The following is a 19,482-nucleotide window of genomic DNA, read 5'->3' on the forward strand; positions in this document are numbered from 1 at the left end:
GCATGCCTCGACTGACCCCCGCCGTGTTGCGGACGCTCGACATCCTCGAGTTGTTCCTCGATGGTGGAGCGCCGCTGAGCGCGCCGGAGGTGGTGAAACTCACCGGCCTGCCCCGCACCACCGCGCACGAACTGCTCGGGACGCTGACCGCGCGCGGGTATCTGCAGAAGGATGAGCAGGCGGGCACCTATCGACTGGGCGTGCGGCTGCTGCACCTGGGCAACGCCTATTCGTCGCGATTGGACATCCTCCAGGAGGCCAACGAGGTGGCTCGGGATGTCTCGGACGCCACCGGCGAAACGGTGAGCGTCGCCCTGCTCCAAGGGGCCGAGGTGTTCTACCTCGCGAAGATCGAGAGCCGTGACATCCTGCGCCTGCCCTCCAGCATCGGCCAGCGACTGCCCGCGAACGTCACCGGCCTCGGCAAGGCACTGCTCGCCTACCTGCCGCCCGCGCGGGTGCGCGCCCTCTTCCCCGATCCGCAGAACCTGCCGGTGATGACCGAGCACTCGATCCGCACCCTCGGCGAGCTGGAGCGTGAGCTGGAAACAGTACGCGCGAGGGGCGTGGCCTTCGAGCGCGAGGAATCAACGCCGAATATCCGATGTGCCGCGGCGCCGGTCCGCGACGTGCGCGGCGACGTCGTCGCCGCGATCAGCGCGTCGGTGTCGACCACGCGGTGGCAGCAGTTCCCCGAGCAGCACTGGGTCGACATCGTGACGGATGCCGCCGCGCACCTCTCCGGGCTGCTGGGTTACGAGCCGCGGGCCGAAGGGTTGCCCGGCACCGCCTGACCGGTTGGCGTACCGGTTCCTAGGCGTCCGCGCTCGGAAGCGCTTGCGGACGGAATTTCACTGCGCGTAGCCTCGTGGAGTGCTCGCGCGTCGGACGCCGAGGCGCGAAAAATCGCCCCGCCCCGCCCACCTCGCAGCACACGACGATCCTTGTCGAGGGTGCCGAGAAACTGGAGACGTCATGGCCCACGACACCACCGGTGCGGACGCCATCCGTGCCCAGCTCGGTGGAACGCTGCTGCTGCCGGACGAGTCCGGCTACGACGAAGCCCGCACCGTCTGGAACGCCATGATCGACCGGCGGCCTCGCATGATCGTCCGCTGCGCCAGCGTCGGAGACGTGGTGGTAGCGATTCGCACCGCCCGTGAGCAGGAACTCGAGATCGGCGTGAAATGCGGCGGCCATAGCGTGGTCGGCCATGCGGTCCCCGACGGCGGGTTGATGATCGACCTGACGCCGATGGGTGCGGTGCGGATAGACCCGGAACGCCAGACCGCGCACGTGCAGGGAGGTGCGCTGCTCGGTGCGCTCGACCGCGCGACGCAACAGCACGGGCTGGCCACCACGGCCGGCAACGTCTCGCACACCGGCGTCGGCGGGCTGACCCTCGGCGGCGGAATGGGCTGGCTGGCGCGCCGCTTCGGCCTCACCTGCGACAACGTCCTCTCGTTCGAGATGGTGACCGCCGACGGGGAGGTCGTGCGGGCCAGCGCTTCCGAGAACCCGGACCTGGATTGGGGACTGCGCGGCGGAGGCGGCAACTTCGGCGTGGTGACCGATTTTGAGCTGCAGCTGCATCCGGTGGACGGCCGGACCTTGATCGCCACCCTGTCTTTCCCGCTGGAGCAAGCCCAGTCGGTGCTGAGCCGCTGGCGCGACCTCAGCGCCGAGGCTCCCCGCGAGGCGACCTTCACGGCGTTGATCGCATCGGATGGCACCGTGAGCGTCGGCTTCGTCTGGGTCGGCGACCCCGACCGCGGCCGGCTGCTGCTGCCGTCCTTGCGCGCACTCGGTCGGCCCATATCCGAGCAGGTGATGGAGAAGACGTACGTCGACCTGCAGCGAATGGACGACACCGGTCGGGGCGGCACGGTCCGGAAGTACTGGAAAGGCCATTACCTCACCTCCCTGCCCGACGGGGCCATCGATGCCCTGCTGGTGCGGGACGGTGTCGACGGTCACCGCGACATGCTTCCCGATGCATCGCTCCAGGCCTACGGCGGCGCCATCGCCGACGTTGCCGACGAGGCCACCGCCTTCAGCCACCGCGGCACGCTGTTCGAGTACGTCGCGGCGACCGGTTGGACCGACCCGGCCGAGGACGAGACCCGGATGGCGGTCGCCCGCCAGAGCGCGGCGGCGCTAGAGCCGTTCGCCAGCGGCCTGTACGTCAACGCGATGGCTGACGAGGGGGCCGCCGGCGTCCGGCGCGCGTACCCGCCCGCCAAACTCGAACGACTCCGGGCACTGAAGGCCAAGTACGACCCGCACAACGTGTTCCACCTCAACGCCAACATCACGCCGGCTTGATCTCGACGGCGCTGGCAGTGATCGGTGCGCACACGGCGGTCCACCGCTAATCTCGGCACATGGCCCACATCGATGTGACTGGCGGCGAACTGTACGTCGAGACTGATGGTGATCCGGCAAACCCTGCCGTCTTGCTCATTCACGCCGGCATCGCGACACTGCGGATGTGGGACCCCATCGTGCCGCAACTGAGCGCCGATCACTATGTCATCCGCTATGACACGCGGGGTTTCGGCAAGACGCGTACCGAGAATGTCGAGTTCTCGAACCGGGCCGACGCTCTAGCGGTGCTCGATGATCTCGGCGTGCAGCGTGCCACCCTCGTCGGCGCTTCCCGAGGCGGCGTGATCGCGATTGACACCGCACTCGAGTTTCCGGAACGGGTCGCCGGCCTGGTGGTCGTCGGGGGTGCGCCGAGCGGATTCTCGGATGTCGACCTGACCACCCACGAGGACCAGCTGTTCGACGCCATCGACGCCGCGTACGAGAAGAAGGACTGGGAGCGGATGCTCCGGCTCGAGGTCGAAGTATGGAGCTTCGGCCCGCACCGAACGGCCGATGAGCTCGACCCTGGCTTCGTGCAGACCGCCTACGACTTGAACCTCGCCAACCTGCCGCACGTCGAAGAGGACCCGAGCCCGATCCCGATCGACCCGCCGGCCGTTGACAGGCTCGGCGACATCGACGTTCCCGCCCTGATCATGGTCGGCGAGCACGATGTCAGCGAAACGCTCGTGCAGTACGAGTACCTGCTGTCGACGCTGTCCGACGCCACCGGAGCCCGATTCCCCGACGCGGCCCACCTGCCGAGCGTCGAGCAGCCCGGCGACTTCGTCCGGGTGCTGACCGACTGGCTGCGCGCCAACCGGCTCTAACGCAACGAAGACCCCGTCTCCGCGGAAAAGCACGCAACAAACCCTCGCCAAACACAATCAAACGCCGCGATTCGCCACCTAGGCTCGATATCAAAGCCCTTTTGATGCGCACGACGGGAGGTTGAACCATGTCGCACACCATTCAGCAGAACGCGATCATCGGCGAACCCGAGGTCGTCGAGGATGTCACGAAGAACACGGCCTGGGTTGCCCTCAAGGCCGCGGCATCCGCCCTGCGCCCATTGCAGGTGCACGACGGCAGCATCCCGGATGAGGCCGCTCATGCCGATGCCCGCGCGCACGTCGCGACCATCACCGAGAGCCTGCGTGCGCTCGCCCCGGTGCTGCCGCATGACGCCACCTACCTCGAAGCCTGCGCGGTCGACTTCGACCGGTGGGCGGCGGAGGGCTTCAGCGTCCCCGACTTCTACGACTCGTTGGTCGCGTTCCACCCGGAGCAGAGCCGCGCCGACGGCGTCAAGCACGTGGTTGTCTTTCCGATGTACACGCAGAACGGCTCGACCGACCGGCTGGTCGAGGCGGTGCTGGTCGAGGTGATCTGGCCCGAGTTCGTCGCCGACCTGGAGGCCGGCGCCTACTCGAACAAGCTGTTCGTGCCGATCCGCTTCCTCGACTTCACCGACGGGTACGACACCAACTCGGCCGTGCTGTTCCCGGAGACGGTCGCGATGCGCGAGATCCCGCGATTCACCTGGGGAGCGATCTTCGCCGACCGGGAAGCCGCTCGGTTCCGCCGGGTGGTCGCCGCGGCATCCGAGATCACCAAGCTCGACCTGCCCGAGGACGCCCAGCGGTTGATCGACGACCAGGCACTGACCGAGCAGACCTTCGTGATGTGGGATTTGATCCACGACCGCACGCACATGCGCGGCGATCTGCCGTTCGACCCGTTCATGATCAAGCAGCGGATGCCGTACTTCCTCTACTCCCTTGAGGAACTGCGCTGCGACCTGACCGCGTTCCGCGAGGCGGTGCGCCTGGCGCGGGCCGAGGACACCGACGAGCTCACCCGCGACCGGGCGAAGCTCGTGCAGTACGCGGTGATCTTCGACCGGATCTTCCGGTTCGCGATCACCGGCAGCCGAGTGCGCAACTACGACGGCCTCGGCGGCCAGCTGCTGTTCGCCTGGCTGCACCAGCACGGCGTGCTGCACTGGACCGACACCCAGCTGGCCTTCGATTGGGACGAGGTGCCGGATGTCGTGAACCGACTGGGCGAGGCAATCGACGAACTCTACTGGCGGTCGATCGACCGGCCCAAGGTCGCGCACTGGCTGGCCGCGTACCAACTGGTATCGACAACGCTCACCCCGCACCCTGCATCGGCATGGGCTCGCGGACTTCCCGACGAGGTGCTCGCCGGGCCGCCGAAGGGCTACACCGACCAGATGCTGGACGACGAGTTCCCGCTGTCGATGTTCTACGAGGCGCTGCAGAAGAAGATGACCGGCGTGATCGAGTCCACCTCCGGGATCACCGGGCGGTCGTAGACCCCCGTTGGTCGAGCTTGTTGAGACCGAATCGGCAAGCTCGACCAACGGAAAGCCCGACGCCGTCTCCGTCGAACGGCGGATGCCGAGGCATCCACCGTTCGTTACGTTTGAACGATGACCACCGACGAATGGGTGCGCCCGCGCCCGGATGCCTCGGGCGTGCGGCGCGACGCACTGTCCGCCGCCCTGCTCGCGCTCGGAGCCGCGATCTCGGCGCTGCTGTACACGCGCGTCGGCTGGTACGAGGACCCCGCGCCGCTCTGGCTGTCCGCCCTCGCGATCGCCGGGTTCACCGTGCCGCTCGCGTTCCGCCGCCGCGCGCCCGAGCTGGTCGCCATCATCGTCTCGGCCGCGTTCTTCGTCACCGCTCAGTTCCGGGTCCCCGAGCTGCTGTTCTGCAACATCGCGCTGTTCATCGCCATTTACACCCTGGGCGCCTGGGGCCCGAACCGGCGGCGGGCGACCCTGCTGCGGGCGGCCATCATCATGGCCATGCTGGTCTGGGTGGCGGTCAACCTCATCGTGACCGTGAACAATCCGGACTGGATGCCGGAACTCTCCCGATCCGGGATCTTCTCGCAATTGGCCGCGCTGGCGGTGATCCAGGTGCTGACCAACCTGCTCTACTTCGGTGCCGCCTACTTCTTCGGCAACGTGGGCTACGCGGCGGCGCGAGAACACGCAGAACTCGAACGGCGCACCGCCGAACTGCACGCCGCTCGCGAGCGGAACGCCGCCCAGGCGGTCGCCCTCGACCGGGTGAACATCGCCCGCGAGCTGCATGATGTCGTCGCGCACCACGTCTCGGTGATGGGCGTGCAGGCCGGAGCCGCCCGCCGAGTGATGCACGCCGATCCAAACCAGGCGGCCGCTTCGCTCGCGGTGATCGAACAGAGCGCCCGCAACGCAGTCGACGAATTGCACCGGCTGCTCACCACGCTGCGCGAGTCGGACACGGATGCCGCCAGCTCCAGCGCGTCGACCAGGGGCGTCGATCAGCTCGGCGACCTTGCCGAGGAGGCCAGGTCTGGCGGGACACCGGTGGAGCTCAACGTCATCGGCACCCCTCGACCGGTAACCCCTCTGATCGGTTTCACCTTGTACCGGGTTGCACAAGAAGCACTGACGAACACCCGCAAGCACGGCGGACCGCAAGCCGGCGCCGACATGCGACTGCGATACCTCGACGATCAGGTCGAGCTTGAGATCGTGGACACCGGCGTCGGCCGGAGCCTCGCCCCGGACCGGGGCGGCCTCGGCCAGGTCGGAATGCGAGAGCGGATTGCCGCGGTCGGCGGAGAACTCGAACTCGGGCCGCGCGCTCGGGGCGGCTACCTGGTGCGTGCCCGCATCCCGTTGGGAGCCGCCCAGTGATCCGGGTCCTGCTGGTCGACGACCAGGAACTGGTGCGGGCCGGGTTCCGGATCATCCTGAAGAGCGAGCCAGGCATCGAGGTCGTCGGCGAGGCGACATCCGGATCGGACGCCATCCGGCTGGCCCGCGAGCTGAACCCGGATGTCATCTGCATGGACATCCAGATGCCAGGGATGGACGGACTTGAGGCCACCCGCGAGCTCGTCAGTGATCCGACGGTCATCAGCCGCGTGCTGATCCTCACCACCTTCGACCGCGACGACTACCTGTTCTCGGCGCTCAGCGCCGGGGCCAGCGGATTCCTGCTGAAGACCGCGTCGCCCGAGAATCTGGTCGACGCGGTGCAGGTGATCGCCCGTGGGGACGCGCTGCTCTCACCCAAGGTCACCGCCCGGGTGATCGCGGAGTTCGGGTCTCGACAGGCTGCCGTGCTGAGCCCGTCGAAGCATCGACCAGCGGAGGGGGCTCACCCAGCGGAGGAGCCGCGTCCAGCGGGTACGCCCGACCACGGGCTGACGGACCGCGAGTACGAGGTGCTCAGCCTGGTCGCGCAGGGCTGGTCGAACGCCGAGATCGCCTCCGCACTTTTTGTCGGCGAGGCAACCGTGAAGACCCATGTTTCGAAGGTGCTCATGAAACTCGGGGTTCGCGACCGGGTGCAGGCCGTTGTGTACGCCTACGAAAACGGACTGGTGCGAACCGGCAAATAGGGGTTGACCCCACCCGCCCACCGATCTAGCGTTTAAGCAATCCGTTAATTAAGGAGTTGCTTACTAAATGGCGAATGACGAACTCAGCACCGTCTTCGCAGCCCTCGCTGATCCGACGCGGAGGGCGATCCTGTCGCGGCTGCGGCAGGGCGCGGCGACGGTGGGTGAGCTCGCCGAACCGTTTTCGATGAGCAGGCCGGCCATCAGCCAGCACCTGCGGGTGCTGGAGAAGGCGGGACTGATCGAGCGGGCAGCCACGGCGCAGTGGCGCACCTGCACCCTGCGCACCGAACCGCTCGAGGATGTCTCCGACTGGATCGACCGCCACCGCGGCGCCTGGAACGAGCGCTTCGACCTGCTCGATGAGCGACTCCGTGAACTCAAAAGAGAGAACACCGATGCCTGAGCGCAACACCACGCAACAGAAGCAGTTCACCATCGTCCGCGTGTTCGATGCCCCACGCAGCGTCATCTGGCGCGCCTGGACCGACCCCGACGAAGCGGCCACCTGGTGGCACCCGCGCGAGGTGGTCACCCCGCGGGCCTCCGTCCGCATCGACGCACGCGTCGGCGGCCGCTACGAGCACCGGATGATCGCCCCCGACGCCACCGAGTACCCGACCGGCGGCGAGTACCTCGAGGTGCAGGAGCCCGAGCGGCTCAAGTTCACCTGGGCAGACCCGGGCGATCCGCTGGAGGACGCCCCGGTGATCACGGTCGTGCTGGCCGAGCTCGACGGCGACCGCACCGAGATGACCTTCACCGTGCAGGGCGTCGACGGCCAACCCGGTGATGACTACATCTACGACGGCTGGGACCAGGCGTTCGACATCCTCGTCGAGCACCTTCGCTGAGCAGCATCCCCCTCAAGGCGGACAGCCGAAACCCACCACGAGACGGATGCCGCGGGCATCCGGGCATCCGTAACGTGGAGGCATGCTCGAATTAAAGGGACTTAACCGGTCGTTCGGCGACCGGCACGTGCTGCGGGATGTCAGCTTCGCCGTCGCCCCCGGCCGGATGACCGGCTTCGTCGGCGGAAACGGCGCAGGCAAGACCACGACGATGCGCATCATCCTCGGCGTGCTCGCGGCGAACTCGGGAACGGTGACGCTCGATGGCCGCCCGCTCACCGCCACCGACCGCACTCGCTTCGGCTACATGCCGGAAGAGCGCGGGCTGTACCCGAAGATGAAGGTCGCCGAGCAGACCATCTACCTGGGCCGGCTGCATGGCATGTCGACGGATGCCGCGACCCGCGCCACCACGGAGCTGCTTGAGCAGCTTGGCCTGGCCGAGCGCGCGAACGACCCGATCGAGAGCCTGTCGCTCGGCAACCAGCAGCGCGCGCAGATCGCGGCCGCGCTGGTGCATGACCCCGAGGTGCTGATCCTCGACGAGCCGTTCTCGGGGCTCGACCCGATGGCGGTCGAGGTGGTGCAGTCGGTACTCGCCGGCTATGCCGCCAGGGGAGTGCCGGTGCTGTTCTCCTCGCACCAGCTCGACATCGTCGAGCGACTCTGCGACGACCTGGTCGTCATTGCGGACGGGCAGATCAGGGCCAGCGGGTCCCGCGAGGGGCTGCGCGCTCAGCACTCCGGCGAGCGCTACGAGCTCGAGGTTGCCGGTGACGCCGGCTGGCTGCGCGACGAGCCGGGCATCGACGTGCTCGAGTTCGACGGCGGATATGCCGTATTCGACGCGACTCAGGATGGCGCGGCCCAGCGCGTGCTGCAGAAGGCCGCAGCATCCGCCCCCGTCCAGCGCTTCGCTCCCAAGCAGCCGAGTCTCGCCCAGATCTTCAAGGAGGTCATCAAGTGACCAGTCGCCACACGTCACCCGGAACCCTGCAGGGCACCTGGCTCGTCGCCGAACGCGAGGTGCGGATGCGGATGCGCAGCAAGAGCTTCCTGATCTCCACCGGCATCCTGCTGCTGCTCGTGCTCGCTGGTGTGATGCTGCCCTCCCTGTTCGCCGACAACTCGCTGCCCAAGGTGGCCGCGGTCGGCTCGGCGGTTTCGGTCGCCGAATCCACCGGCGCTCTCGAGGTCACCGAGGCCGCCTCGGTGGACGAAGCTGAAGAGCTCGTCCGCTCGGAGGAAGTCGCCGCCGCGCTGGTGCCCGACCCCGGGTCACCGACTGAGGTGGCGGTGATCGCGCTCGAGGAAGTGCCGGGCTCGGTGCTGAACCTGCTCAGCGTCGCCCCGACGATTGAACTGCTCGAGCCGTCGGACGCGAACCCTGCGCTGGCGTACCTGGTGGCATTCGCGTTCGGCCTGATCTTCTTCGTCTCGGCGATCACCTTCGGTTCGATGATCGCGCAGAGCGTGGTCGAGGAGAAGCAGACCCGCATCATCGAAATCCTGATGGCCACGCTGCCGGTTCGCGTGCTGCTCGCCGGCAAGATCGTCGGCAACAGCATCCTCGCGTTCGGTCAGATCCTGCTGGTGGCGATCGTCACCGGGGTCGGCATGCTCGCCTCCGGTCAGGACCTGCTGCTCGCTGACGTCGGACCGTCGATCGTCTGGTTCGTGGTGTTCTTCCTGTTCGGCTTCGTGCTGCTGGCGGCCATGTTCGCCGCGACCGGTGCGATGGTGTCGCGCCAGGAAGACCTCGGCGCGACCACGACCCCGGTGACGATGCTCATCATGGTCCCGTACTTCGCGATCATCTTCTTCTACGACAACCCACTGGTGCTGACGATCATGTCGTACGTGCCGTTCTCCGCTCCGGTCGGGATGCCGATGCGGGTGTTCCTGGGCGAAACGCTGTGGTGGGAGCCGGTGCTCTCGCTGATCGTGCTGATCGTCTCGACCATCATCGTGATCGGGATCGGCTCGCGGATCTACTCGAACTCGCTGCTGCGGACCGGCGCCCGGGTCACCCTCAAGGAGGCGCTGACCGGCGCGTAACCGGCCCCGCCCCTTCCCTTACGGTGAGGTGCCCGAAAGTCCTAGTGCAGCCGCCCGCGCACTAGGACTTTTGGGCACCTCAGGGCGTCAAGCAGGGGCGACGGGCTGCCGCAGGATCGTCTTGAGCTTCTCGGCAGGGGTTCGGCGCGGGTCGCTGAGGTAGATCTCGTGGTGTTTCCCCGTCATCCGCAGTCCCTGGGCGGGGATGAACTCGTTGTGCATCGCCTCGAGCACCGGGCCCTCATCGTCGTAGGCGCCGACGTGCAGGGTCTGCACACACAGTCCTTCGTCGAATCGTTCGAGGCGCAGGGCGTCGAGCAGCGGTGCGCCGTTCTTTCGGGCGATGGTTTCGCGCGCCTGATCGAACTGTTCGGGCGTGATCCACTCGGGGACCAGGTTCATCAGCGTCCAGTCCCACCGCGATTTGTCCCGCGCGGTGGTGAAGCTGGCCATGTCGTCGGACCACCAGAGCGCTTCGAGCGGCATCACCGCGTAGTCGCGTCCGAGCTCACCCTTGCTGAGGAACTTCAGCGCGTACGCGACGGGATAGATCGTTGTCAACGCGCCCTGGTAGGCCTCGGCATTGTTGGGGTCGCCGTGCCCGTCGATCATCAGGAACTGCATCGCGGGCACCGTCACGACCGAGAATTTGCCACGCGCCGCGGTGTAGCTGTCGATCTGGTTCTTGAAGTCGACCTTCACGAGCACCAGAGTATGCGGCGGGATTCCGCCCCGAGACGACAGAATGGAACGCGTGACTCAACTCCACGATGTGAACGTGCGCGGCTTTGCTTCTGACAACTACGCGGGCGCGCATCCCGAGGTGCTTGCCGCGATCGCGGACGCCAACGGCGGCCACCAGATCGCCTATGGCGAGGATGTCTACACCGCACGCTTGCAGGAGGTGTTCCGCGAGCACTTCGGCGAGCAGGCCGAGGTGTTCCCCGTCTTCAACGGCACCGGAGCGAACGTCACCGCGCTGACTAGCCTGCTGCCGCGCTGGGGCGCGGTGATCGCCGCGAAGACCGCGCACATCAACACCGATGAGGCCGGCGCCCCGGAGCGGGTGAACGGCCTCAAGCTGCTCACCGTCGACACCCCGGACGGCAAGCTCACCCCCGAGCTGATCGACGAGGAAGCCTGGGGCTGGGGCGACGAGCACCGCGCGCAACCGCTCGCGGTGAGCATCACGCAGACCACCGAGCTGGGCACGCTGTACTCGGTCGACGAGATCCGCGCGATCGCCGACCACGTGCACGCCCGCGGGATGCGCCTGCACATGGACGGCGCCCGGCTGTCGAACGCGGCCGCCGCGCTGGGCGTGCCGTTCAGGGAGTTCACCACGGATGCCGGCGTCGACATCCTCAGCTTCGGCGGCACCAAGAACGGGCTGCTCTACGGTGAGGCCATCGTGGTGCTGAACCCCGAGGCATCCAACGGCCTGATCTACCTGCGCAAACTGAACATGCAGCTGGCCTCGAAGATGCGGTTCGTGTCTGCGCAGCTGATCGCGCTGCTTAGCGATGAGCTGTACCTGCGCTCGGCGCGGCATGCGAACGACATGGCGACGCGGCTGCGCGCGCGGCTCGAGTCGGAGATCTCGGCAGGCTCGATCAGCGGGGGAGGCTCGATCAGTGGGGTCAGCTTCACCCAGGCCACCCAGTCGAACGCGGTGTTCGCGATCCTCCCGCCGGGGGTTGCCGACCGGCTGCGCGAGCAGTTCCGCTTCTACGACTGGAACCCGGCGACCGGGGAGGTGCGCTGGATGTGCTCCTTCGACACCACCGAGGACGACATCGACGCCTTCGCTGCGGCGATCCGCGAGGAGCTAAGCCGCGCATAGGCATTTCCGGCACTGACGCGCTAACCCACTGACCCCTCCGGCAGCACCTTCCCAGCGAAGCGGAGGAAGGTGGGGATGTGAGCGTCTTTGCAACGAAACCCTGGTTGAGTGCCTACGCGAAGGGGGTTCCGAGCGAGATCCCGCCGAGTGACGAAACCCTGGTTGATCTGATCGACGCGTCCACGCGCAAATACCGCGGCAAGCCTGCACTCGACTTCTTCGGTGCGACCACCCGGTACTCCGAACTGGGTGAGCAGATCACCAGGGCGGCGGAGGGTTTGCGCCGACTGGGCGTCGCCCGCGGCGATCGGGTCGCGCTGGTGCTGCCGAACAGCCCGCAGCATATCGTCGCGTTCTACGCGGTGCTGCGCCTCGGCGCCATTGTCGTCGAGCACAACCCGCTCTACACAAAACCGGAACTGCGTCACCAGTTCGAAGACCACGGCGCCCGCACCGCCATCGTCTGGGACAAGGTCGCGGAGACCGTCAACGATTTTCCGTCGGATCTGCACGTCGACACCGTCATCGGCGTGGACATCACCCAGGGAATGCCTCTCAAGACCCGGATGGCGCTCAAGCTTCCGCTCAGGAAGGCCCGCGACGCGCGTGACCAACTCACCGCCGGGCGGCTGCCCCGGGGGGTTGTGCCGTGGGAAGACGTGGTCAATTCGCCCCGATTGCGGCGCTCGCATCCACGTCCGGTCGCCGACGACGTAGCGGTTCTGCAATACACGAGCGGCACCACCGGAGCGCCGAAGGGTGCCATCCTGACGCATCGCAACCTGCGGGTGAACGCTGCCCAGGGCGAAGCGTGGGTGCCCGGACTGCGTCGCGGTCGGGAGGTGTTCTACGCGGTGCTGCCGATGTTCCATGCCTACGGGCTGACGCTGTGCCTGACCTTCGCGATGGCGATGGGCGCGCGACTGGTGCTGCTGCCCAAGTTCGACGAGAAGCTCATGCTCGACGCGATGAAGCGCACGCCGGCAACCTTCCTGCCCGCGGTTCCGCCGATCTACGACCGGTTGGTGCGCGCTGCCCGCGAGAAGCACGTCAGCCTGCGCAGCATCCGCTACGGCATCTCCGGGGCGATGAGCCTGGCGCCCGCCACCGTCGAGACGTGGGAGAAGGCAACCGGCGGGCTTCTCGTCGAGGGCTACGGGATGACCGAGTCCTCACCGGTCGCGCTCGGCAATCCGATCGGGCCCAGCCGCCGCCCGGGAACGGTTGGCGTGCCGTTTCCGTCAACCGAGATCCGCGTGGTCGATCCGGATGACCCCACCGTCGATCGCGGGTTCGAGGAGGAAGGCGAGCTGCTGCTGCGCGGGCCGCAGGTGTTCCTCGGCTATTGGAAACGGCCGAACGACACCGCCGAGTCGCTGCTGCCCGGCGGCTGGCTACGCACCGGCGACATCGTGCGCGTGTCGGTCGATGGCTACGTGACGGTGGTCGACCGGATCAAGGAGCTGATCATCACCGGCGGGTTCAACGTCGCACCGAGCGAAGTGGACCGGGCGATGCTCGCCCACCCCGCGGTGATCGATGCCGCGACCGTTGCCCTGCCGAACAAGTACGGCGGCGAGGACGTTGCCACCGCGGTGATCCTGGCCGATGGCTCTTCGCTGGACGTCGAGGCACTGCGGGCCTGGTGCCGCGAGCGGCTCGCCGACTACAAGGTGCCGAAGACCGTGGTCCAGTTCACCGAACTACCCCGCTCGCTGGTCGGCAAGGTGCTGCGCCGGGAGGTCCGCGAACAGCTGATCCAGCAGCGCCCAGTGTAGGACGGACCTCGGCGCGCCGGTTGCGGCGCAGGTGAGGCGCGGGTTAGGGCGCGCGCAGCGCCCGGTAGTGCGCCCGCTCGGCCGGGTCGAGGTGCTCGGTGGCATAGCTGAGCATCGTCCGCGGCATCCGTGCCGCCTGCGCATCGAGGAAGCCGGTGAGCGTGGCACGGTCGACGCGCTTGCCGACCTCGCGCAGCATCCAGCCGACCGCCTTGTGGATCAGATCTTCCCGGTCGGCCAGCAGCCGTTCGGCGAGGTGCAGGGTCGGCGCGGCGTCGCCCTGCTTGATGAAGGCGAAGGTGGCGAGCACGGCGACGCGGCGCTCCCACAGCGACTCGCTCGCCGCCAAGTCGTCGAGCAGAACGAGTGACCGACCGGCCTGGGACTCGCCTGCCAGATATTCACCGACCAGGTACTCGGCCGAGCAGTCGACGAGGTCCCAGTTGTTCACCCGTCCGGCGCGCACCGCGTCGAGGTAGGCGGCGTGCAACGCCGCGCGCGCCGGCTCGTCGCGGGTACGCGAACGTTCGCCCGCTTCCACTGGGCGACCATCACGAAGAGCGCGGCAAGCCGGTGCTCGTGCACCGGACTCAGCAGCAGAGCGGATGCCTCGGCGAGCGGCATCCGATCGAATCCGCGCACCATGGCACGCGTCGCCGGCACCCGCAATCCGATGAAGACATCGCCCTCGCCGTACTGGCCCGGACCTGTCTTGAAGAAGCGCTGCAGAAAGGCGGCGTCCTCAGGGTTGCCGGCCGCGTCGAGCGCCGCCGCAAGTGCGGATGCGGTGGACGACTCGGTCATGCCGGAACCCTAGTTGAACCGCGGTCCCGCTACGACCCGTCGAACTCGAGCAGCACCTTGCAGCTCTCCTGGCCATTCGTCGCAACGGCGAAGGCCTCGGAGGCACGGTCCACGGGGAACGCGTGAGTGATCAGCTCATCGGCGGCGGGGGTCTCCGCAAGGATGGCGAGCGCGCGGTCCATCTCACTGGCGAAGCGGAACGAGCCGCGCAGATCGAGCTCTCGGCTCACGAGCAGACCCATCGGCAGCGAGATCGGATCGAGGGGGAGATTGCCCACCTGGACGATCGTGCCGCCAATGGCGACCGTCTTGATCAAGTGCGCAAGCGAAGCTCCGGCTCCCGAGGCTTCGATGGCGACGGTGTGCTCACTCGGCACGGGCTGCCCGACGTCGAGCACCTGGTCGGCACCGACCTTGAGCGCTCGTTCCCGGGCGGACTCCGCAGGGTCGATGGCGGTGATCTGCGCCGCTCCTGCAGCGCGGAGGGCGATGATGGCGAGCGCCCCGACCGGTCCGCATCCGCTGACCAGCACCTTCTGGCCGGCGACATCCCCGGCGCGGGAAACAGCGTGCAGCGCCACGGCGAACGGCTCCGCCAGCGCGGCCCGGCGCTTGCTCAGACCCTGAGGGATGATGCGCACCTGGCTCGAATGCACTGCGATCTCGTCGGCGAACGCGCCATCACGGTGCGGCGCCACGGCCGCGGAGCCGAGGTAGGACAGCTGCGGGTGCAGGTTCTCACGTCCGGTGAGACGAGAAGGCAGCGGCCCGGTCGTCGATGCTGGGTACACCGTCACGGCCGTCCCGGGGCTGACCGAGCTGACGGACTCGCCAATCGCGGTGACCGTGCCCGACAGTTCGTGACCAAGAACGAACGGATGCGATTGCACCGCGCTGCCCGACCGGCCGGACTTCCAGTAGGAGGTGTCCGAGCCGCAGATTCCAGCCCAGGCCACCCGGATCACAACGTCCTCAGGACCAACCGTCGGCGACGGCCGGTCTGCGAGCCGCAGATCGCCTGCCGCATGGAGTTCGAGGACGCGCATTAGGGCTACCTTTCCGCAGGTTACAGAACCGATGCGGAACGACATCGGCGCTCACATCAGCGTAACAGTACCTGTATGCCTATATGACAGGTTGGGATGCCTGGCCGGATGTTTCGGCTTCGACCGCGCGCACGAGGAGCGCAGTCCTGTCCATGTGGAAGCGCATCGCCGCGGCCGCGGCCTCGGAATCTCCCGCCACGATCGCGTCGACGATGCGCGCGTGCTCGTCATGCTCGTCGCCGACCAGGCCCACGGCTTCGCGGTGGGCGCGCAGGCGGGTCATTGCTTCGAACACCAGGCCGCGAACGGCTTCGGTGACGCCGAGCAGGGCCGGGTTCGCGCTCATGACGGCAATTTGGCGGTGCAGTTCGAGGTCCAGCGCCACGTAGGCGTTGGCATCCCCCACCGCATCGCGCATCGCCTTCTCGAGCGAGACGAGATCTTCCCGCTGCCGCCCTGTTGACTTGGTCGCCGCGAGAAGGGCCGCTTCAATCTCGAGCGGGCCGCGCAACTCCATCAGTGTTGTCAGCGGTTCGACCGACGTCCGGATCGCTCGAGACAGGAACAGGGCGACGAGATGCGAATCGAGTTGCCGAACGACCGCGTTGCGGCCGTTCGACAACTCGATGAGTCCCAGCGCCGCCAGTGCGCTCAGGGCTTCCCTGATCACGGGACGTGACACATTGAATCGCTCACTGAGTGCTGCAGTGGACGGCAGGGAGTCACCTGGCGCAAGCCGCGCCTCGTCGATGTAGGCGATGAGCGCTCGGTGCACCTGCGCCGTCAGGGGTTCGCGCATGAGATCGGTCGACACGGCTCCCAGCGTACTCATCACCGGTATCCCGAACTCTCGCGAACTGCCGGGCTAGAAGGTGTTGACCAAGCCCATGACGCCCACAAACATGATGGCCGCCGCGGAAATGAGGAGCATGACCGTCGTCGCCTTGCCGTCCTTGACGCGTGGGTCGGTCTGCTTGCGCGACAGGTAGATCGTGGCGATTGCGACACCGATCAGGAACACGGCGTTGAGCACACCCGCGAAGATCACCAGCGGCAGCGGAGAAGACACGATCGTCCCGAACAGGCCCCAGACGACGGGGAGGATGATCATGATCCACCGCATCCAGCGGTCTCGCTTGTCCTGGTCGAACCAGTCGAAGGCGCCGAACAGGGAGATCGTGTTGCCGATCTGGCGTCCGAGGCTCGGAACGTTGGCGATGATCGTCTTGAACAGCGCGAGGCCGGCGCCCAGCAGGAAGACGACTGCGCCCCACTCGCCCACGCCCGCCTCGAAGGTGCCGGACAGGGTGGTCATCACTTCGGTTCCTGCCGGCACGATGCCCTGAGGGTGCAGGACAGCGGCGCCAAGCATGTAGAACGCAGCGGTGCTCAGCGTGTAGATGACCCAGGAAACCCACGCGTCGACCTTCATCACCGAGATCCAGCCGCGAGCCCGTCGCGCCCAGTCGACGGACGAATCCCGGGGACCGGTCCACGCCGCGTATCCCTTTTCCACGCACCAGTAGGTGTAGGCGGTGGTCTCGCCGGCACCGATACCGGTGAGGCCGAACATCGACAGGGCGACACCCATGGCGCCGATCGCGATCTGGAACTGCATGCCCTCGGCGAGGTCGCCACCGGTCCAGGCGAACTCCGTGCCCTGGAGGATGAAGACCATGGCGACGGCGAACGCCGTCACGGCGAAGACGAGCACCGTCGATACGCGCTCAACCACGTCGTACCGGTTGAAGGCGTGGATGCCGATCGCGACGCCGGCGAGGATGGCGACCCAGGCGCCGATCGAAAGCAACGAGTAAGGCTCGCCGCCGATGGGGAACAGGCTGCTGAAGGCGAACGCTGCCGCGCTGATGACGCCAGCCTGGCTCGTCAGGAACTGCAGGAACATGAGCAGGACCAGCCAGGCCATCCAGCCGCGCTTACCCAGCCGGGGCGGAACGTCGTCGTAACCGGCAATGGCGACACGGCCCGTCGAGATCGTCCACCGGGCGAGCTCGATCTGTACCCAGACCTTGACGAATGTCGAGATGAAGACGAGCCAGAAGAGCATGAACCCGACCTGGGCACCGAGTGCGGTCGCGGTGAGAAGCTCGCCCGATCCCACGACGGCTGCCGAGGTGATCATCCCGGGGCCGAGGAAACGGAACCGGCCGCGCAGGGTCGTCGGCGGTTCCTTGATCTGGGTTCCGTCGACCACGTAGGGGTCGGTGCGCCGCACCGAACTCGACGGATTCAGCGTGTGGGTTGTGGTCATATCTGTGGCCTCCTCGCCAGTTCGCATCGCAGCTGCCCGACGCGTCCGGGAAAACCTAGCAGCCAGTAAGATAGGTTGCTAAATCCGTGCCGGAAATTCCCCCCGACGGCGCGCAAAAGGCCCCGATCCGATGAGGCCATCCAGCCATCGGATCGGGGCCCCTGCCGCAGGACTCAGCGCACCGACTTGCGTTCGTAAATCGCCGTGGACCACGCGTAGCCAATGCCGATGATCACGGCGCACCAGCCGATCGCGAGCACCGGGCTCCAGCCGAGCGGGGTGCCGAGCAACAGCCCGCGGATCGCCTCGATGAACGGCGTGAACGGCTGGTATTCGGCGAACCACTGCATCCACTCCGGCATCGACTCGGTCGGCACGAAGCCGCTGCTCAAGAACGGCAGGAAGGTCAGCAGGAGTGGCCAGTTGCTGGCCGTCTCGACCGACTTCGCCTGCATGCCCATGGCGACCCCGATCCAGCTGATCGCGAACGCAATGAGCACGAGCAGACCGGCGGCGGCGAGCCACTCGATCGGTCCAGCGGTCGGGCGGAAGCCGATCATCAGACCGACGCCGAGCACGAGCGCGACCGCGATGACCGCCTGGATGGTGTTGCCGAGGACGTGCCCGGCGAGTACGGCGGCCCGCGAGATTGCCATCGTGCGGAAGCGCGCGGTGATGCCCTCGGTCATGTCCATCGCGACCGTGGTCGCGGTGCCACCGGCGCTGCCCGCAATGGTCAGCAGCAGGATGCCCGGCATGATGTACTCCACATACGCCTCCCGCCCGCCCGCTGAAGTCGCCCCGGGCAGGCCGGCGCCGAGAGTGCCGCCGAACACGAACACGAAGAACAGCAGCAGCACGACCGGTCCCAGGATCGTGAACACGGACAGCCCTGGGTAGCGCACCATGTGCAGCAGGTTGCGTCGCAGCATTGTGATCGCGTCCGCGACGACGTGCGACTGTCGACTGGTGCCCCTCGTCATCTGGCGCTGGGCGGTGATGGTGGTCATGACTCGGTTCCCTTCGACTCGACCCGGCCGGTGAGCGCGAAGAACACGTCATCGAGGTCCGGGGTCTGGATGGTGAGGTCATCGACCTCGAGATTTGCCGCATCGAGACGGGCCAGCACCGTTCGCAGGGCGCCGACCCCGCCGTCGCTCGGCACCGTGAGGGCAAGCTCGGCGTTGTCACGTGCGGACTCATCGAGCACCCGCGAGGCGGCATCAAGCGCCGCGACATCCGCGAATCGGAGCCGGATGTGCCCTCCGGGCACGAGGCGCTTGAGCTCGTCCGGCGTCCCCTCGGCGACGATGCGGCCGCCGTCGAGCACGGCGATGCGGTTGGCGAGCTCGTCCGCCTCCTCGAGGTACTGGGTGGTGAGCAGCACGGTCGTGCCGTCTGCGACGAGGCCGCGCACGATATCCCACATGGTGTGTCGGCTGCGCGGGTCCAGGCCGGTGGTGGGCTCGTCGAGGAAGATCACGCTCGGCGTCGCGACGAGCGTCATCGCGAGATCGAGGCGACGTCGCATCCCGCCGGAATAGGTGGCGAGCGGTTTACGGGCGGCTTCGACGAGGTCGAATTGCTCGAGCAGCTCGGCTACCCGCGCCTTCGAGCGCTTGGCGCCCAGGTGCCGGAGCCGGGCCATCAGCATGAGATTCTCCTCGCCGCTGAGCAGGCCGTCCACCGCGGAGAACTGGCCGGTGAGGCCGATCGCGGCGCGCACGCCGTCCGGATCGCGCACCACGTCCGATCCGTTCACGAGCGCCGTGCCGCCGTCCGGACGCAAGAGTGTGCTGAGGATGTGCACGGTCGTGGTCTTGCCTGCGCCGTTGGGGCCGAGCAGCGCGAAGACGCTGCCGCGTGCGATCTCGAGATCGACACCGTCGAGCACCATCTGGGTGCCGAACGACTTGGTAAGGCCAATCATCTGAATGGCAGGGGACATCATCGTTTCCTTCCGTGGGGTCGTCGAAGAGACCCGTGTGGGGTCATTGATTGGACCGGCGGGTCAGTGGGACCCGGCGGG

Annotated in this window: 20 protein-coding genes; 12 read left to right on the forward strand and 8 right to left on the reverse strand. The window is 67.3% G+C overall.

Translation table 11 applies throughout. The features are described 5' to 3' along the window. Positions 1–2 precede the first annotated feature (2 nt). The 10 genes from GO591_RS14815 (at position 3) to GO591_RS14860 (ending at position 9,710) form a co-directional block, all read left to right on the forward strand. Positions 3–794: an IclR family transcriptional regulator gene (locus tag GO591_RS14815; protein WP_157157524.1), complete on the forward strand. Its 792-nt coding sequence runs from the start codon at positions 3–5 to the stop codon at positions 792–794. 181 nt (positions 795–975) lie between these two features. Next, positions 976–2,325 carry an FAD-binding oxidoreductase gene (locus GO591_RS14820; protein WP_157157525.1) on the forward strand — a complete coding sequence of 450 codons (1,350 nt, stop codon included), beginning with the start codon at positions 976–978 and terminating at the stop codon, positions 2,323–2,325. Positions 2,326–2,384: 59 nt separating this feature from the next. Then, a complete protein-coding gene (locus tag GO591_RS14825; RefSeq protein ID WP_157157526.1) occupies positions 2,385–3,200 on the forward strand; it encodes an alpha/beta fold hydrolase in 816 nt (271 codons plus the stop codon). Positions 3,201–3,328: 128 nt separating this feature from the next. Beyond that, the gene (locus GO591_RS14830; protein WP_157157527.1) at positions 3,329–4,711 is read left to right on the forward strand and encodes a DUF6421 family protein; all 1,383 of its coding nucleotides are present in this window, start codon (positions 3,329–3,331) and stop codon (positions 4,709–4,711) included. A gap of 117 nt (positions 4,712–4,828) precedes the next feature. Beyond that, on the forward strand, positions 4,829–6,088 hold the full coding sequence (locus GO591_RS14835) for a sensor histidine kinase (RefSeq protein ID WP_157157528.1): 1,260 nt from the start codon (positions 4,829–4,831) through the stop codon (positions 6,086–6,088). Further along, on the forward strand, positions 6,085–6,798 hold the full coding sequence (locus tag GO591_RS14840) for a response regulator (RefSeq protein ID WP_157157529.1): 714 nt from the start codon (positions 6,085–6,087) through the stop codon (positions 6,796–6,798). Before GO591_RS14835 ends, GO591_RS14840 begins: the two co-directional genes overlap by 4 nt. A gap of 67 nt (positions 6,799–6,865) precedes the next feature. Then, positions 6,866–7,204, forward strand: a complete 339-nt coding sequence (locus tag GO591_RS14845; RefSeq protein ID WP_157157530.1) for an ArsR/SmtB family transcription factor — start codon at positions 6,866–6,868, stop codon at positions 7,202–7,204. After that, positions 7,197–7,652, forward strand: a complete 456-nt coding sequence (locus tag GO591_RS14850; protein WP_157157531.1) for an SRPBCC family protein — start codon at positions 7,197–7,199, stop codon at positions 7,650–7,652. The genes GO591_RS14845 and GO591_RS14850 overlap by 8 nt, the downstream gene beginning before the upstream one ends. 82 nt (positions 7,653–7,734) lie before the next feature. Next, positions 7,735–8,619 carry an ABC transporter ATP-binding protein gene (locus GO591_RS14855; protein WP_157157532.1) on the forward strand — a complete coding sequence of 295 codons (885 nt, stop codon included), beginning with the start codon at positions 7,735–7,737 and terminating at the stop codon, positions 8,617–8,619. Then, positions 8,616–9,710 (forward strand): ABC transporter permease, encoded by a 1,095-nt coding sequence (locus tag GO591_RS14860; RefSeq protein ID WP_232466201.1) that lies wholly within the window; start codon positions 8,616–8,618, stop codon positions 9,708–9,710. The genes GO591_RS14855 and GO591_RS14860 overlap by 4 nt, the downstream gene beginning before the upstream one ends. Before the next feature lie 87 nt (positions 9,711–9,797). Here the strand turns inward: GO591_RS14860 and GO591_RS14865 are convergent, their stop codons facing one another. Next, a complete protein-coding gene (locus GO591_RS14865) occupies positions 9,798–10,412 on the reverse strand; it encodes a GyrI-like domain-containing protein (RefSeq protein WP_157157533.1) in 615 nt (204 codons plus the stop codon). Between the two features lie 52 nt (positions 10,413–10,464). Between GO591_RS14865 and GO591_RS14870 the strand changes: the two genes are divergently transcribed. Together GO591_RS14870 and GO591_RS14875 are read left to right on the forward strand one after the other, a co-directional pair. Beyond that, positions 10,465–11,553: a threonine aldolase family protein gene (locus GO591_RS14870; RefSeq protein WP_232466202.1), complete on the forward strand. Its 1,089-nt coding sequence runs from the start codon at positions 10,465–10,467 to the stop codon at positions 11,551–11,553. A gap of 77 nt (positions 11,554–11,630) precedes the next feature. Beyond that, on the forward strand, positions 11,631–13,331 hold the full coding sequence (locus tag GO591_RS14875; RefSeq protein WP_157157535.1) for a long-chain-fatty-acid--CoA ligase: 1,701 nt from the start codon (positions 11,631–11,633) through the stop codon (positions 13,329–13,331). A gap of 43 nt (positions 13,332–13,374) precedes the next feature. Here the strand turns inward: GO591_RS14875 and GO591_RS14880 are convergent, their stop codons facing one another. The 7 genes from GO591_RS14880 to GO591_RS14905 form a co-directional block, all read right to left on the reverse strand. After that, positions 13,375–13,872 carry a DNA alkylation repair protein gene (locus GO591_RS14880; protein WP_198295490.1) on the reverse strand — a complete coding sequence of 166 codons (498 nt, stop codon included), beginning with the start codon at positions 13,870–13,872 and terminating at the stop codon, positions 13,375–13,377. Then, entirely contained in the window at positions 13,779–14,135 is a 357-nt protein-coding gene (locus GO591_RS15820) for a DNA alkylation repair protein (protein WP_198295491.1), read from the reverse strand. Before GO591_RS15820 ends, GO591_RS14880 begins: the two co-directional genes overlap by 94 nt. 29 nt (positions 14,136–14,164) lie before the next feature. Then, positions 14,165–15,181 (reverse strand): alcohol dehydrogenase catalytic domain-containing protein, encoded by a 1,017-nt coding sequence (locus GO591_RS14885; protein WP_157157536.1) that lies wholly within the window; start codon positions 15,179–15,181, stop codon positions 14,165–14,167. Between the two features lie 79 nt (positions 15,182–15,260). Then, complete coding sequence (locus GO591_RS14890) at positions 15,261–15,995, reverse strand: FadR/GntR family transcriptional regulator (protein ID WP_198295492.1); 735 nt, start codon at positions 15,993–15,995, stop codon at positions 15,261–15,263. A gap of 51 nt (positions 15,996–16,046) precedes the next feature. After that, on the reverse strand, positions 16,047–17,453 hold the full coding sequence (locus GO591_RS14895; protein ID WP_157157538.1) for an Nramp family divalent metal transporter: 1,407 nt from the start codon (positions 17,451–17,453) through the stop codon (positions 16,047–16,049). A gap of 173 nt (positions 17,454–17,626) precedes the next feature. Next, positions 17,627–18,463: an ABC transporter permease gene (locus GO591_RS14900; protein WP_157157539.1), complete on the reverse strand. Its 837-nt coding sequence runs from the start codon at positions 18,461–18,463 to the stop codon at positions 17,627–17,629. Further along, positions 18,460–19,401 carry an ATP-binding cassette domain-containing protein gene (locus GO591_RS14905; protein WP_232466203.1) on the reverse strand — a complete coding sequence of 314 codons (942 nt, stop codon included), beginning with the start codon at positions 19,399–19,401 and terminating at the stop codon, positions 18,460–18,462. The genes GO591_RS14900 and GO591_RS14905 overlap by 4 nt, the downstream gene beginning before the upstream one ends. Positions 19,402–19,482: the final 81 nt, after the last annotated feature.

The organism is Diaminobutyricimonas sp. LJ205 (assembly GCF_009755725.1).
Taxonomy (GTDB): Bacteria; Actinomycetota; Actinomycetes; order Actinomycetales; family Microbacteriaceae; genus Ruicaihuangia.

Bases quoted from the DNA above. Each gene is read 5' to 3' on its own strand.
- GO591_RS14855 (WP_157157532.1), top strand. From the start codon at position 7,735: ATGCTCGAATTAAAGGGACTTAACCGGTCGTTCGGCGACCGGCACGTG.
- GO591_RS14820 (WP_157157525.1), top strand. From the start codon at position 976: ATGGCCCACGACACCACCGGTGCGGACGCCATCCGTGCCCAGCTCGGT.
- GO591_RS14885 (WP_157157536.1), bottom strand. From the start codon at position 15,181: ATGCGCGTCCTCGAACTCCATGCGGCAGGCGATCTGCGGCTCGCAGAC.
- GO591_RS14900 (WP_157157539.1), bottom strand. From the start codon at position 18,463: ATGACCACCATCACCGCCCAGCGCCAGATGACGAGGGGCACCAGTCGA.
- GO591_RS14815 (WP_157157524.1), top strand. From the start codon at position 3: ATGCCTCGACTGACCCCCGCCGTGTTGCGGACGCTCGACATCCTCGAG.
- GO591_RS14850 (WP_157157531.1), top strand. From the start codon at position 7,197: ATGCCTGAGCGCAACACCACGCAACAGAAGCAGTTCACCATCGTCCGC.
- GO591_RS14835 (WP_157157528.1), top strand. From the start codon at position 4,829: ATGACCACCGACGAATGGGTGCGCCCGCGCCCGGATGCCTCGGGCGTG.
- GO591_RS14895 (WP_157157538.1), bottom strand. From the start codon at position 17,453: ATGACCACAACCCACACGCTGAATCCGTCGAGTTCGGTGCGGCGCACC.
- GO591_RS14845 (WP_157157530.1), top strand. From the start codon at position 6,866: ATGGCGAATGACGAACTCAGCACCGTCTTCGCAGCCCTCGCTGATCCG.
- GO591_RS14905 (WP_232466203.1), bottom strand. From the start codon at position 19,401: ATGTCCCCTGCCATTCAGATGATTGGCCTTACCAAGTCGTTCGGCACC.
- GO591_RS14830 (WP_157157527.1), top strand. From the start codon at position 3,329: ATGTCGCACACCATTCAGCAGAACGCGATCATCGGCGAACCCGAGGTC.
- GO591_RS15820 (WP_198295491.1), bottom strand. From the start codon at position 14,135: ATGACCGAGTCGTCCACCGCATCCGCACTTGCGGCGGCGCTCGACGCG.
- GO591_RS14825 (WP_157157526.1), top strand. From the start codon at position 2,385: ATGGCCCACATCGATGTGACTGGCGGCGAACTGTACGTCGAGACTGAT.